Genomic DNA, 14,624 nt, shown 5'->3' on the forward strand with positions numbered 1-14,624 from the left:
AGCGGTTGTCCAAGCATATCACAATTCAGCATTCATCAAGGTAGGAGTCAGTCCGGCTTGGACCAGAGCGTCACGAATTGTCTCATACATTTCTTCTCTTGCCATCGTCGCCTTTGCGAGGACTGTGACGCTCTCGGCCGCCAGTCGTTCTCGCTCCTCGGCCTCGAGAATCCGCGACGTATAAATAATGACCGGAATACCGCGGGTAAGCGGGTCTCTCTTGAGGTGATCCAGCACTTCAAATCCGGTCATTCCGGGCATGGACAGGTCCAGAAAGATCGCACTCGGAAGGTCTTCTCGAGCCCGGCGAATCCCGTCCTGCCCCTCAATGGCTTCAATAATGACATACCGGCCTTGCGCCGACAAGAGTCCCTTAAGCACGTACCGATGAGATTCCTCATCGTCGATCAACAGAATCGTTTCGGGAGCCGGAGGTTGGTCGAGCGTCCTCAGCGCCTTCAAGAGCGAGTGTGAATCGATCGGCTTGGCGTGGAACTGGGCCGCTCCCAGGGCGAGCACGTGTTCCTTGTCCTGGCGGTGGGTGAGGACGAACACCGGCACCTCGCGGAGGTCTTCCCGAGCCTTGAGTTCGGCCAGGAGCAACCAGTCCCCCTCCTCCTCGGGGAGGTGGTCGAGTAAGACGGCCACCGGCGCGACGCGTTTGAGCATCCGACGCGCCTCGTCGAGCGTCCGCGTCGGGATCACCTGAAATGGCGAACCCTCGAGGATTTTTTCGACGAAGAGCAAGTCCACGGCGTCGTCTTCGACCACCAGAACCGGCCGTCGCGTCGGATCGAGCCGACCGAGTATCTCGTTCGAGGGCTCAACTTCGGCGGGCTCGCGGTAGATGCGTGGGATTGCCGCGAAGAAGGTCGAACCGACGCCTGGTTCGCTCCGCACCGACACCGCTCCCCCGAGCAACTCGGCCAGCTTGCGTGACAGGGGCAGCCCCAGTCCGGTCCCCTTGGACTTCGCCTGAAGGGGACCTTCGATCTGGCCGAATTCCTCGAAGATGCGCTTCCCATCGGCCGCCGCGATCCCGATCCCGGTGTCGGCCACGGAAAAGAGGATCGTGTCGCCGGGCCCGGTCGTGGCCCCCAGCCTGATCTCGCCTCGCTCGGTGAACTTCACCGCGTTGGACAGGAAATTCCTGAGGATCTGCGCCACCTTGCCCTCGTCGGTCTGGACCGTCGGCAGGTCGCTGACCGCTTCGACGTGGAGGACCACCTGGCTTCGTTCGAGCAGCGGCAAAAACATTCCGCGGAGGCTCTCGAAAAGGTCGGCGACCTCGAACGAGCCGGGCCGGATGACGGCCTTGCCGGCTTCCACCTTGGCCAGGTCGAGCAGGTCGTTCACAAGCATCGCCAGGCCTTCGGCCGCCTTGCGGATGAAGCGGACCTGTTTTTCCTGTTCCCCAGTCAACTCGCCGTCGCTTCGGTCCAGGAGGAATCCGGAGAGGCTCAGGATCGAGTTCAAGGGCGAGCGGAACTCGTGGCTCATGTTCGAGAGGAACCGCGATTTCAGGTCGGAGATCCGCTTCAAGGCCTTGGTGTTCTCGTCCAGCTCGGCATAGAGCGCGACCACGCCGCGGTTCGTCTCTTCCAGCTCTTGGGAATGCAACTCGGCGATCTCGGTCTGCCGCTCGCGCAGTTCATGGAGAGTACGAATCAGCTCCTGATTCTGTTCCTGAAGTTCCTCGAGCAGGGTCCTGGGCGCCTGCCTCGCCAGTTCGCCGGAGATGCGAACCAGGTCGCTCGCCGTGAAGCTAGCGGTTCGCTTCGGCAGGTTCTTGGTCATCGAGACCAGATTGCCGCCGGCGCTGATCGGTTCGATCTCGAATCGATCCATCAACCGCCGCGCACCAAGCGTTCCGTCGCCCAGCCCGTGGTTCGGTCCGATCAGATCCACGGCAGCCGCCCTGCGTCCCTTCGTCGGCGAGCTTCGTTCCTGGACCCGGATCAGCAGAGCAGGGGGCATTCCCTCCTGGACCAAAAACTCAACCCGCCCCTCGCTTGCGTTGTCGAAGACTTTGCGGGCGATCTCCGACGTGGCCGTGGCGATTCGCGTCTGGTCAATCGAGGGAAAGCCGAGGAGCCCCGCGATCTGGCGAGCGCGTTGCCGCGCCAGGATCACGTCGGGCTCATGGCAGATTTCCAAGGTCAGGAGCAATGGGTTCATGGATAACTCTCGCTCCTTTCCCGAACCACGAGAACCGTCACGTCATCCCTGCCCCGAGCAGAGTCGCGGTAGAGCACACCGGCAATCAGGCTCGGATGCTTCAGGGCCAAGCCGGCACGGCGATCCAGCCGCCAGTGCGAAGCCAGGCCGTCGGAGTGCATGATGACCAGCGATCCTTCCTCCCAAGGATAGACAAACTCCTTGATCTTGCGAACCGTGTGCCCGACCGTACCGTTATGCGAGACCATACTCGAGCCACGGCCATGGCCAGGCACGACGATCGCTCCTGCGATATTGCCGACGCCACAGTAAACGATCTCGCGCCGGGCGGGATCGAGCCGGGCCACCGCCATGGCCGCGCCTCGAGTACTGCGCAGGGCCTCGTGGGCGGCCCCGATGATTCCGGCAGGACCGAGCGCAGCCTTGGCGTGAAACACCCGGACGGCCGCATGGGACGCCTCGGCGGCGAGCGGACCATGGCCCAAGCCATCGGCCACCACAATCAGGGTCTGACCCGAGTCGGCAGCGATCCCCCAGGCATCGCCGCTCACCAATTCGCCCGGGAAGGGCACATTCACCGCGCCCCACTCAACCGGGTCGAGCTTGACCGCTTTGGTCGATGCGACGGCCCACAACCGCGCGGAGGAAACCGTGCCCACCCCGAGCCCCGAGTCGATCTCGAACGAGGAAGAGAGCCGAGAAATCGCCCCCAGACCGTGGCCCGGCGAACCTGCCGTGGAAAACCCGTCGGCGAAGCAACGCCCGATATCGGCCATCCCCGGCCCTCGGTCGATCGATAAAACCTCCAACCCCTGCGCCTCGCCGGCTTCTAATCCCTGCAGAATCAGTTCGCCACCGACGGCATGTTTGAAAAGGTTCGTCGCGGCCTCGGTCACGACGATCGCCAACTGGCCGCGTCCGGTCTCGTCGAAGCCCAATCTCCTGGCCAGCGCCACCGCGGACCGCCTCGCCTCACCGACTTTGCTCGCGTCGTCGATCACCAAGGCCAACGGCGCGCCGGCGGGCATAATCACTTCCACCTGGTAATCATAATTCGGGTCCCTTCGCCAACACGGGAGCTGATCTCGAATTCATTCACGAGCCGTTTCGAACCGCTCAAGCCAAGCCCGAGGCCCTGGCCCGTGGTGTAGCCGTCGGTCAACGCGAGTTCGATGTCCGCAATTCCAGGGCCTTGGTCCTCAAAAGTCAGACGAAGGCCCTTGCGGATCCCCTGCGTGACCGCATCCAAGCGGACCGTGCCCCCGCCGCCGTAGTCAATCGTGTTGCGAGCCAACTCGCTGGCCGCCGTGATCAGCTTGGTCTGATCCACCAGGCTGAGGCCCAACTCCGTCGTCCATTTTCGCACAGCCTGCCGAACCAGAACCACGTCGGTGGAGGTGCGAATCTCGAGGCTGTCAGTCCTCGAAACGTCCATCGCCATCCTCCAACCGCCGCCGACCAACCAGAGTTCGCAAGAGGTCCAGGCCTCGCTCCACATTCAGTGCGGTGCGAACACCCGACAGCGTCAGCCCCAACTCGACCATGGTGATCGCCACCGCAGGCTGCATCCCGACCACCACCGTCTCGGCATCGAGAATCCGGGACATGTCGGCGATATTGCCGATCATCCGCCCAATAAACGAGTCAACCATGTCGAGCGTCGAGATATCGATAAGAACACCATGGGCACTCGCCTCGACGATCCGGGAGGTCAGTTCCTCCTGAAGGCTCATCGCAAGGCGGTCATGCATGTCCACCTGGATCGAGACCACCAGAAAATCGCCCATTCGAAGGATCGGAATACGTTCCAAGTGAGACCCTTTCTCAGGACCGAGCCGCCACCCGGATGATCGTACGCCCAGTCCGCTCCAAGGCGATGGCCAAGGCGTCGGCCAGGGTGGCCTTGGTGGTGACGCCGCCGAGATCGACGCCGAGATGCACGATCGTTTGCGCAATCTGAGGGCGAATCCCGCTGATGATACACTCAGCCCCCATGAGGCGAGCGGCGGTCACGGTCTTCAAAAGGTACTGGGCCGTGAGCGTGTCGACCGTCGGCACCCCCGTGATGTCGATAATCGCCACTCCCGAACCGGTCTCGACGATCCTCTGGAGCAGGCTCTCCATCACGACCTGGGTGCGGCTACTATCGAGCGTGCCGATCATCGGCAACGCGAGAATCCCTTCCCAGAGCTTGACCACCGGCGTCGACAGCTCCAGCATCTCTTGCTGCTGACGCGCAATGACTTCTTCACGCGATCTCTGATACACTTCGATCGTGTAGAGCCCCAGCCGATCCAAAAGCTCGGTGGCGGCCCACGTTTCTTCCGCCAGGGCCTGAGCGTCCTTCGCGAATTCCTGTCTCAATCGCGCGTAGAGCGGTTTTTTCAGTGAGAAGACAAACGCCGCGATCTCCGAAGGAGTGAAACCTTGCAAGCCCCGTCCGCGCGAGAGGCTGGCGAGCAACTCACGTAGACCACTCCAGGCGGCCCCCTGGATATTGCCCGGGTCCCCCTTACGAGTGGCTTCGCTCAGTTGTTCGAGAAATCCTTTGCACTGATCACGCAGTTCCGCTTCCCTGAGCGAGGTTCCCTTGGGAAGCCCCGCGATCTGTTCCTTGACCCACTCGCTGAGGAGGCTCGCCTCATGTTTCGCGAGAATCTCCGGAAGGGCGTTCTTGCCGATCGGGCTCATGTCACTTCGCTCCAGACGTTTGCCGGGGCCGGCGCATCGGCCTTTTTTTCCTTGCTCGCCTCGACTCTGCTCTGCTCAGAACGACGGGCCGGACGGAGATCGCATCCCGACGAGACGTGGAAGTGTCTTGACGACGGAACTCACGCCCGCAATCGCAAAAGTCGCAAAGAAAAGAGGAAGCCTGGGGCCCCGCGCCGGTGGGAGGAGTTTTCCCGAATTCCTCGCGTCAAAAGGGAACCCGATCAACTCCGCATGACTCGTTCCCATTCGAGGAAATCAGTATAACGGTTCGAAACCGTAAGTGAACAGCGGTATCTGAGCAAGAACTGAGCCGTCCTGATCCTTGCGTGTCGGCCCCGGATTGTGATTCCAGAGGAACGAGATCGCACCGTGGCGAAGACGCTGTTGCAAGCTGTGGGCATTGGCCGTCGCGACCCCAAAAGTGAGGGTTGGCTCCTGCGTGGGGTCGACCTCACGATTTCGCTCGGCGATCGACTGGCGGTCATCGGGGCCTCCGGGGCGGGAAAGTCGGTCCTGCTGCGATCCCTGGCGGTGCTCGACCCACTCGAGGAGGGGACGATCCTCTGGCGGGGACAACCTGTGCACGGCGACCGTGTGCCGGCCTTTCGCAAGCAGGTCATCTACTTGCACCAGCGTCCCGCGCTCTTCGACGGCTCCGTCGCGGCGAACCTGCATCAGCCCTACACCTTGAAAAACCACCGGGACGCCCGCTACGACGACGAACGGGTCCTCGGGTTCCTCGACGCCCTGGGCCGAGGACGCCCGTTCCTGGACAAGGCCCAGCAAGACCTCTCCGGGGGAGAAGGGCAAGTCGTCGCCCTGATCCGTGCCTTGCAGCTCGACCCGGCCGTTCTTCTGCTCGACGAGGCGACCTCATCGCTCGACCGCGCGACCGCCCGAATGGCCGAAGATTTGCTCGAGCGATGGCATGCCGAAGGCGCCGGCGGGCGAGCGTTCGTCTGGGTAACCCACGACCCGGACCAGGCCAACCGGGTCGCTGAGCGAGCCGTCGTCATCGAAGCAGGCCAGCTCGTCCCGGAACCCACCTCATGAAGTCCCCTTACCTCGAGCTCTCTTACCTTCAGGTGGCCCTGGCCTCGCTCCTGATCCTGATCAACGGCGCGGTCTCGGCCCTGCTGCGCCTCGGCCTGGGCCGCCGCCTGATCGTGGCCGCCCTCTGCACTGTCGTGCAGCTCCTGCTGATCGGCCTCGTACTCCAGTGGATCTTCGGCCTGAATCGCTGGGAGCCTGTCATCGGCATCATGCTGCTCATGACCGTAGTGGCCGGGTTCGCCGCCGTCCAGCGAACCCACCTGCGGTTCCCGGTATATGGCTCACCAGCATCGTCTCCGTCTGGGCGAGCGCCTGGCTGATGGAGGCAATGGCCCTGTTCGCGCTGGTACGGGTCACCCCTTGGTACTCACCTCACTACGCCATCCCCCTGCTGGGGATGATCCTGGGCAACACCCTCAACGGCATCACCCTCGGCCTCGACCGCCTGGGGAGCGAGTTGACCGCCCGCCGCGCCCAGGTCGAGGCCAACCTCGCCCTCGGCGCCACCCGCTGGGAGGCCGCCCGCCAGCCGATTCAGCAGGCCGTCCGCACCGGAATGATCCCCACCATCAACGCCATGATGGTCGTCGGCATCGTCAGCCTCCCCGGCATGATGACCGGGCAACTCCTCGCCGGGGTTGCCCCCCTCGAGGCCGTCAAATACCAGATCGTCATCATGTTTTTAATTTCATCAGCCACCGCACTCGGCACCGTCGCCGTCGTACTGCTAAGTTACCGCCGCCTCTTCACCACCGACCACCAATTCCTCTACGGCCGGATTGCCGAAAAGCACTGAGCCGATGGCTATATTCGCTCTTTTTCACTTTTCAATGATCCCGACAGAGCGAGAATCGCAAGGAATTACGGCCGGGCCGGCCGTGCTACTGCAAACCCACCCGTGGCGGAATCCGCGAAAATCTTCCGGGCTTTCGCTCGGTCGCGGAGCATTGCTTTTTTTGGAGGGGGAAGGACGAGTCGAGGTTCGTTGAACCAAACCTACGGCCGGCGTCGGAAGCTCGGGGCCCCAGGAGCCCTGTTTCTGAAGTCAGTGGCGTCGGAGATCCGGATTACCATTCAATCCCTCTACCATTTGATACGAAGTTCGCTATGATTGGAGACATCCTCCGACGTTCGTCGTAGGATGCGATCAAAAAAAAGGGCACTCGGCATCATGCAAGCCTGAAGTGGCCGCACACGTCTCACGGACAAAGATGTACCCCACGCTCAAATAATCTTTGTGACGGATTCATTCCAGGTGGTGAATCAATGAGCGAGTTTCTGGGCGACCGTTCTGACAAGTTACTGGACCAACGTCACAACTTGACTCATTTCGCGACGGAGCACGATCTATCACATAATCATTCAACAGATCTATGTCCGTGTCAATTCCACCACGCCGAACCGTCTCCAATGCGCCGTGATTTCTTCCGTTACTCGAACCGTCAATTCATGCTCCTGATCTGTACGCTCTCCGTTTGTTTCGCCGTCAATCGGCAAAACCATATTGACGATTTTATCTTTGCACTTAAATTCGCCCCAGGTCGGATGGCCTTCTGGATCGTGTTGCCCCTCGTGGTGCTACTGCTCATGGCCCGTGCCATTCGGAAGTTCCAGAACAAGTCGGTGGCGCGATGAACGGTAGGGTGAGCTACAACACGACCGCCGCTACGCGCAGGGCCACGAACTTCCCAGGCGACCCCCAATCTGACTGAACTGGTCCTTGCGGCGGGAGAGCACAAAGAAGCAGTCTTGATCCACGTCGCGGGGCTACCGAGTCTCGAAATTCTGAACCTCGAAGGCGCGGTGGTAAGCCAGTCCGCGATCGAGGCGCTCGAGTGGACGCAATTGCGGCTTCAGATCTTCGTGAACGGAACCAGGAAATTGGGACCGGGCACCAGTCGTTTCCCGGCGAACGAATGCGTGCTTATCCCGAATGACGCCCCCAGAACTCCCGCAAGGTGGTTGCCCTCAGAATACGCGACTTCACCGTGGTGGGGCGGTTTGGCATCGGGGTCGGGAGCGAGGCTCGAGCCCGCCGCCGGGAACGAGACGACGGAAGCATCCATTCAATGAGCAAAGCGAGTGGTATCGCGGCAATGCCGATCACAAGCATCAAGAGCCGACAGGCTTCTAACGATGTGGGCACGATTTGTCCCTCCAACACGGAGAGAAACAGGGGAGAAATATTGATACCTTATAGCCAATCTTAAACCAACGCCCTCAGTCGCGTCCAGACGTAAGAAACCACCAATACATCGTATCAACCCGACGCACACGAATCCCCGCATGCTCTGGTGCGTCGACGGGGGTCAATTCGGAGCGATCGCCTGTTATCATGGGGAGAGCCATACGAGTCTTTTCGGGGAGCCTGTCCCAGACTCACATTGAAAACTAAAAATAGAAAACGAACGAGGACGCGATCGATGCATCGGATGATCGTTCTGCTTTATGGATTGTCGGCCATGGGATCACCTCCAGAGCGGCCGACCGGAAACGCCGTCATCCGTGCGCAGGCGGGTCCTTCGGAGATCGTCATCACCACTACAGAACGGCTGGCCGGAGCGATCCACTCGGTCACATGGAACGGGAAAGAGTTCATCGACAGCTTCGATCACGGGCGGCAGCTTCAGTCGGCGGCGAACTTCGACTGCGCGGAGCGGTTCTTCCCCGAGGTCTTCAACCCGACCGAGGCCGGGTCCAATGTCGATGGAGCCGGCAAGACGTCGTCGAGCCGGCTCCTCCGGCTCGACGTCGACGGCCCGGAACTACGGACGACAACGCAGATGGCTTTCTGGCTGGCCCCCGGAGGAAATTCCGGGGGACACCCGGCGAAAAACGATCGGATCTTGTCGGACCACCTGGTCTCCAAGCGGGTCCGCCTCGGCCATGGAGGCAACCCCCACGTGATCGAGTACGAGGTGACGTTCGTCATTCCCGAGGGGGAGCGGCACAACTACGCCCAGTTCGAGGCCGTGACCGGCTATATGCCGCCTGAATTCAGTCGCTTCCTGAAGTACGACGAACCCACCCAGACCTTGCGCCCACTCGACGACGGCCCCGGCGAACAGGCGTCTCCGGTGGTGATCACCACCCCAAGCGGCTCGCATGCAATGGGCGTCTATTCCCCTGAACCCTCGCCGGGCTACGGCCGGTTCCGCTTCGAGGCCGAGAAGGTCAATAAGTGGAACTGCGTCTTCCGGGTCCGTGACCCCAAGGGAGTCAAGCCGGGCGCGTATCGTTACCGCACGTTCGTCGTTGTCGGCACGCTCGAGGATGTCCGAACTTCCCTCGGCAGTCTCCGTCAAGATTTCCAGAAGCCATAAGCCTCCCCAAGTTCAAAGGCCTCCACAGCGCTCTCGGTTGTCCCACCTCACAAGGTCGGACAACCGGCGAAACGACCGACGGCCGATGGCTCAGAGGGACTCGCAAGCCACGGATTCGACACGGGCAGGGAGGCCTGAAAGGGAAGCCTCGAAACACATGGCAAATGTGCAAATTAGCCCGTGACGATCTTTTTATACGCTTCCCCCTCGTTCAAGGTCGGCCGTTCCGGGCGACCTTTGTATTTGAAAACGAGCCCCATGTGATCGAGGCCCATCAGGGAGAGGATGGTCGCGTGGAGGTCATGGATGTGGAGTTTGTCCCGGACCGCGTGCAGGCCGACCTCATCGGTCTCGCCAATGACTTGGCCCCCCTTCACGCCGCCGCCTGCCATCCACATGGTGAATCCGGTGGGGTTGTGGTCGCGGCCGTCGCCTTTCTCCGACATCGGTGAACGGCCGAATTCTCCACCCCAGATGACCAGCGTCTCGTCGAGAAGCCCACGCGACTTCAGGTCCTTGAGCAGCCCCGCAACGGGCTTGTCCATCGAGAGGCAGAGCTCGGCGTGGTTCTTCTCGATGCGGGCATGGGCGTCCCACTCGCTCCCCGCGCCATGATAGAGCTGGACGAACCGGACGCCGCGCTCGACCAGGCGCCGGGCCATGAGACAAAGGCCCCCGAACGGGGCCGTCTCCGGCCGGTCCATGCCGTAGAGCGCCTTGGTCGCGGCCGACTCCCTGGCAAGATCCACCGACTCGGGTGATTCGGCCTGCATGCGGAAGGCCAGCTCGTAGCTCGCGATCCGCGCTTCCAGTTCCGTCTGCCCCGGATGCTCCGACGCATACTGATGATTCAGTTGGTTCAAAAAATCGACCTTGCCGTGCTGTTCGGCTTCGGTCACGCCTCGGGGCGTATTCAGGTAGGGGATCGGTTCAGCGCCCCCTTGAATCCGGGTCCCTTGATAGACCGCCGGCATGAAGCCAGCTCCCCAGTTCCGTGGGCCGTTGACGACCGAGCCCTGACGGTCCTGCATCACCACGAACGCCGGCAGGTTTTGATTCTCGGTCCCGAGCCCGTAACTAACCCAACTGCCAAGCGAAGGGCGGCCTCCGAGAATGGAGCCGGTGTTCATCTGGCAGACGCCCGCCGAGTGATTGATCCCATCGGCCCAGCACGATCGGATGACGGCGAGGTCGTCCGCGCACTCGCCGATGTGAGGCAGCCAGTCGGAAACGGGCAGGCCGCTCTGCCCGTATTTCTTCCAGCGGCGCCGCGACCCGAGCAACGGCGCCCCGTACTCGCCCATCGCCGTGATGACCTCACCGAAGCTCTTGGGGAGTGGCTGGCCCGCCAGCTCATTGAGAAGCGGCTTCGGGTCGAACAGGTCGAGGTGGCTCGGCCCCCCCTCCATGAACAGAAAAATCACGCTCTTCGCCTTTGCGGCGAAGTGCGGCGGTTTCCGCGAAAGCGCGGAAACGGCCCCAGGCTCATGCTTCGGACCGACCGGCCCGGCCGACGAGGAGGCGCGCAGCAAGTCGATCAACGGCAGAGCCCCGAACCCAGCGCCGCTGCGAAGCAAGAACTCGCGCCGCGATTGGGGACGCTCGTGGTGGGGAATGCGAATGTTGGCCTTCGTTTCCGCGTCTCTCATGGATCCCGATATCCCGGAAAGAGCTAGTCGACGTAGAGAAATTCGCTCGAGTTCAAAAGTACATGGCAGAAGTCCGCAAGCGACGACCGCCTCCGGTCCCCCTGAGTTGAGCCACGGTTGGGAAGCCGAAGGTCGAGGCCGTGGCCCGTCGAGTCGCGGAAGACGCCCGGTTTGGCCTCGAACCGCCAGTAGCCCAAGGCATGAGGGTTGAGCGACTCGGTGTTGCAGAGCAAGTCGTTCGCCTCCAGCGGGTCGCCGGAGAGGCGGACTTCGTCGATCAGGCCGTCGAAGCCGTGGTCGGTCCTGCCCCACTGGCCGCCGATGCTGAGGGGGCTGGTATTGTCGAAGCCCCCTGCGATCTCGTGGGCGACCTTGGTGACCCGGAGCGGTTCGTCATCCTCCGAGAGATCCTTGAGGTAGAACGTGACCTGGCCAGGCCCCTTGTTCGCAAGCTGGACCGTCACCGCCGCATAGTAGGGCCGGCCAATCTGAATCGGCTGATCCGAGTAGACCGTCTCCGTGTCGAACCCGCTCCCTTTCTCGGTGCCGAGCAGTTGCAATGCCAGGGTTTGCGGACTTCGGTCTTCCCCTCGCCCGGTGACCCCAAACGACCAGCCCGGCTTCCGCTCGTCGCCATCCCACTTGGCGACGATCGTTCGCATCGAGTCCCCTTCAAGAACCGAGCGAAGGAGAATCGTGGCTTCCAGAGTAAAGTCACCCGTGTTGAGCGGAGCGCGGTGGGGAACGTCCAGCCGTCGTTGGGGACCCTCGGGAGTCAGCACGGCGGCCTGCCCGTCACCATCGGGAATGCTTCCTTGGAGGAAGAGCGCATTGTTGGCGCTGGCGACTTTCGGGTCGATCCGGAGTGCCTGCTCGCGGAGAAATCGCAACGCGGTGCTTTCCTCTTCCGGGCTGGGCAACCGGCCGAAGGCAAGCTGATAGGCGGCGTCGACCAGGCCTTCGCCCCCCGTGGGGGCCTCCCACTCCAGGCGAGCGGCAAACGCTTGAGACCGGCTCAACATCGGCGGACTGTTCAAGAGAAAGAGTGACTGCAACGGGGTGGTCGTCGTGTCGCGTGTCGGCGCGCTGGTGAAGAAGAGGGGCAGGTCGAACGCATCAAGCAACGGGTCGCGCGTGTTCCGCATCATCTTGGTATAGATGGAACGTCGAGGCTCCCCACTCTCCACACAGGGGCCGCCGGCCGTCAGGTCGAGTTCGCCCGTCACGGCCAAAGAAGCGTCGCGGATCTGCTCCGCATCGAGTCGGCGCGTATTGCCTCGCCAGTAGAGTCGGTTCTCCGGATCCTTCAGCCGGCAGAATTCCGCCTTGGGGTGAACATACAACTCCCGATACGTCGCCGAAGTCAAGATCAGCCGGTGCAGTCGTTTGAGGCTCCATCCTTCCCGGACGAACCGAGCGGTGAGCCAGTCCAGCAACTCCGGATGGGTCGGGGCTTCTCCCAGCCGGCCGAAATCGCTCGAGTTGGCCGCCAAGCCCCGGCCGAAGTGATACTGCCAGATCCGGTTGACGATCACCCGCGTCGAGAGGGGATTGTCCGGCCGCGTCAGCCAGCGGGCCAGCGCCGCGCGTCGGCCGGTCGAGTTCGGAGCGGTGGAGAGCGGCTCGATCTTCGCCGTCCCTTCGTCGAGGATCGACAAGAACCCAGGCTCCACGGGTCCCCCCTTGCGTTTCGGGATGGAGAGGGGGGGAGCCACCGGACCAACGTCGGTGACGACCATCGGAGTCGGCAGTGGTTCCGGCTTCTCGTGGTCAAACGCGGCGAGCCGCTGTTTCAGGGCGAGTAGCCTCGTCTTCTCCTCCCCTTTGATCCAGACATCCAGCCGACCCGATGCGTAGTTCGCCAGCCGACGGTCGACCTGATCCCCGAATTGCTGCTCCAGAGGCGTTCGCTCGGCGACCGGTTTTCTGACCAGTTGCTGGATGTCCGCCGGATAGCTCTCGATCGCCTCCTGGTTGGCCTTCTTACGATAGCTCGACTCGATTTTCGCAATCTGTGCGCGCAGCTCCGCGGTCTTCGCTTCCCAGGCCGCGAGTTCTCCACGGTACTGATCGATCTCGACCGGCGTCGCCGCCGGCAAGTCTTCGCGTGGGAGGATTGCGGCGAAAAAGGACTGAAGCCGGTAGTAATCTTTTTGGAGGATGGGGTCGAACTTGTGGTCGTGGCAACGGGCGCACTGGATCCCCATGCCAAGCATCACGTCGCCCGTCGTATCCGTGATATCGTTGAGAATCAGCGCCCACTGGCCGCGCACGTCGGGGTTGTTGGACTCGTAGATCCCGTGTCGGAGGTAGCCTGTCGCGATCAAGGCGTCGGGATCGTCGGGGTAGAGTTCGTCGCCGGCAAGCTGCTCCCGAACGAAACGATCATAAGGCTTATCTGCATTCATCGATCGAATGACGTAGTCTCGGTAGAGCCAGACGTTCGGCCGGTAGTGGTCAAGGCGATAGCCGTCCGAATCCGCATACCGAACCAGGTCCAGCCAGTGCCTTGCCCAGCGCTCGCCGTAGTGCCGCGAAGCCAGGAGCCGATCGATCACGCGTTCGTAGGCATCCGGTGAATGGTCTGATAAGAAGGCGTTGATCTCCGCGGCAGTCGGCGGCAGGCCGATCACGTCGAACGTCGCGCGGCGGATGAGCGTGGCTTTGTCCGCCTCGGGGGCGGGTGTCAATCCGGCGTTGCGCAGACCCTGCCAGACAAATCGATCGATCGGGTTCCGAGACCACTGATCGCCTGGGTCCACGCGAGCCTCGGAGTCACGGACCGGCTGGAAGGCCCACCAGGCCCGATCCTCGCCACTGAATTCAGCCCCTCGCCCCGGTTTCTGTTCGGTGTCCTTGCCAGCCGAGTCGGCCGAGCGGCCGGCAGAGGTTTCCGGCCAGAACGCTCCGGCTTTCACCCAGCTCATCAAGACCGCGATCTCGCGTTTCGAGAGCCGGCCCGAGGGGGGCATCTCGAGGGATTCATAGTGCACGGCCTCGATCATCAGGCTTGCTTCGGGCTGACCGGGCACAACGGCGGGACCAGAGTCTCCTCCGGCCAGGACCGCCGCGAGCGAGTCGAGTCGCAACCCGCCGCTCCGCTTCTTCTCCCGTGACACTTGAAGCAGTTCTCGACCAGGATCGGGCGCACTTCCCGCTCGAAGAAACGAGCCTGCTCGTCCGCGCTCGGTTTCCCCTCCGCGGCGGCCCCACCTTTTCCTCCCAGGACCAGTAGCAACGCGAGAAAAAGCAGCGCCCCCCTCCCGCCGTGCCAAAGCATGGCGGCGTCATTTCGATCCAGGAGACTCGCTGTCGTTTCGTAGCGACCCGCGGTCGGAGTACGGGAAGTGATGCCTTCCATAGAACACCGTGGGATATTCACGTTTGAGGATAAATTTCCGAAACAGAAGCGACAGCCAGGAGTGAGAGCGTCTCCCCATCTCGCACGAACCAAACAGAGGGAGAAAGCTCAATGAGAAGGCACGACGGAGGCAGATGCGGATCGAACTTGGGGAACTTACCCGAACGAACCTTGGCCTCGTCGGCTCGCCGACCAGGGCCACAAGCGACTCAACCTCGGAGCCCATCCCCAACCCTACGGAGGGATGGCCAGATCCGTCGAATCATCACCTTCAATCAATCCTGTCCCATCGGTCACGGATTCCTGACGCGTCAGGAGTTCATGCTCTCATCTTGGCCCAAACTTACC

At 62.2% G+C, this 14,624-nt stretch carries 10 protein-coding genes and 1 pseudogene; 4 read left to right on the forward strand and 7 right to left on the reverse strand.

What is annotated here, in order from left to right:
* Positions 1–18: 18 nt before the first annotated feature.
* From V5E97_RS01945 to V5E97_RS01965, 5 genes are read right to left on the reverse strand one after another with little or no spacing between them, the layout of a single operon-like run.
* A complete protein-coding gene (locus V5E97_RS01945; protein ID WP_406697600.1) occupies positions 19–2,178 on the reverse strand; it encodes a response regulator in 2,160 nt (719 codons plus the stop codon).
* On the reverse strand, positions 2,175–3,206 hold the full coding sequence (locus V5E97_RS01950) for a SpoIIE family protein phosphatase (protein ID WP_406697601.1): 1,032 nt from the start codon (positions 3,204–3,206) through the stop codon (positions 2,175–2,177). Before V5E97_RS01950 ends, V5E97_RS01945 begins: the two co-directional genes overlap by 4 nt.
* Before the next feature lie 2 nt (positions 3,207–3,208).
* Positions 3,209–3,613, reverse strand: coding sequence for an anti-sigma regulatory factor (locus V5E97_RS01955; RefSeq protein ID WP_406697602.1), 405 nt, complete (start codon positions 3,611–3,613; stop codon positions 3,209–3,211).
* Positions 3,594–3,989, reverse strand: a complete 396-nt coding sequence (locus V5E97_RS01960) for an STAS domain-containing protein (RefSeq protein WP_406697603.1) — start codon at positions 3,987–3,989, stop codon at positions 3,594–3,596. Before V5E97_RS01960 ends, V5E97_RS01955 begins: the two co-directional genes overlap by 20 nt.
* 13 nt (positions 3,990–4,002) lie before the next feature.
* Positions 4,003–4,869 carry an STAS domain-containing protein gene (locus V5E97_RS01965; RefSeq protein WP_406697604.1) on the reverse strand — a complete coding sequence of 289 codons (867 nt, stop codon included), beginning with the start codon at positions 4,867–4,869 and terminating at the stop codon, positions 4,003–4,005.
* A 390-nt stretch (positions 4,870–5,259) separates the two neighbouring features.
* Here V5E97_RS01965 and V5E97_RS01970 point away from each other — a divergent pair, with 390 nt between their 5' ends.
* The 4 genes and pseudogenes from V5E97_RS01970 to V5E97_RS01985 all read left to right on the forward strand — a co-directional run bounded on the left by V5E97_RS01970 (position 5,260) and on the right by V5E97_RS01985 (position 9,266).
* Positions 5,260–5,943: an ABC transporter ATP-binding protein gene (locus V5E97_RS01970; RefSeq protein ID WP_406697605.1), complete on the forward strand. Its 684-nt coding sequence runs from the start codon at positions 5,260–5,262 to the stop codon at positions 5,941–5,943.
* Positions 5,940–6,739: pseudogene (locus tag V5E97_RS01975) on the forward strand (ABC transporter permease). The gene V5E97_RS01970 and the pseudogene V5E97_RS01975 overlap by 4 nt, the downstream one beginning before the upstream one ends.
* A 470-nt stretch (positions 6,740–7,209) precedes the next feature.
* On the forward strand, positions 7,210–7,578 hold the full coding sequence (locus tag V5E97_RS01980; protein ID WP_406697606.1) for a hypothetical protein: 369 nt from the start codon (positions 7,210–7,212) through the stop codon (positions 7,576–7,578).
* 827 nt (positions 7,579–8,405) lie between these two features.
* Positions 8,406–9,266 carry a hypothetical protein gene (locus V5E97_RS01985; RefSeq protein WP_406697607.1) on the forward strand — a complete coding sequence of 287 codons (861 nt, stop codon included), beginning with the start codon at positions 8,406–8,408 and terminating at the stop codon, positions 9,264–9,266.
* Positions 9,267–9,439: 173 nt separating this feature from the next.
* Here the strand turns inward: V5E97_RS01985 and V5E97_RS01990 are convergent, their stop codons facing one another.
* Both V5E97_RS01990 and V5E97_RS01995 read right to left on the reverse strand, forming a co-directional pair.
* Positions 9,440–10,915, reverse strand: coding sequence for a DUF1501 domain-containing protein (locus V5E97_RS01990; RefSeq protein WP_406697608.1), 1,476 nt, complete (start codon positions 10,913–10,915; stop codon positions 9,440–9,442).
* Positions 10,916–10,938: 23 nt separating this feature from the next.
* Positions 10,939–14,034, reverse strand: a complete 3,096-nt coding sequence (locus tag V5E97_RS01995) for a DUF1549 domain-containing protein (protein ID WP_406697609.1) — start codon at positions 14,032–14,034, stop codon at positions 10,939–10,941.
* Between the last annotated feature and the right edge of the window lie 590 nt (positions 14,035–14,624).

This window comes from Singulisphaera photorubra (assembly GCF_045290345.1).
Lineage (GTDB): Bacteria > Planctomycetota > Planctomycetia > Isosphaerales > Isosphaeraceae > Singulisphaera.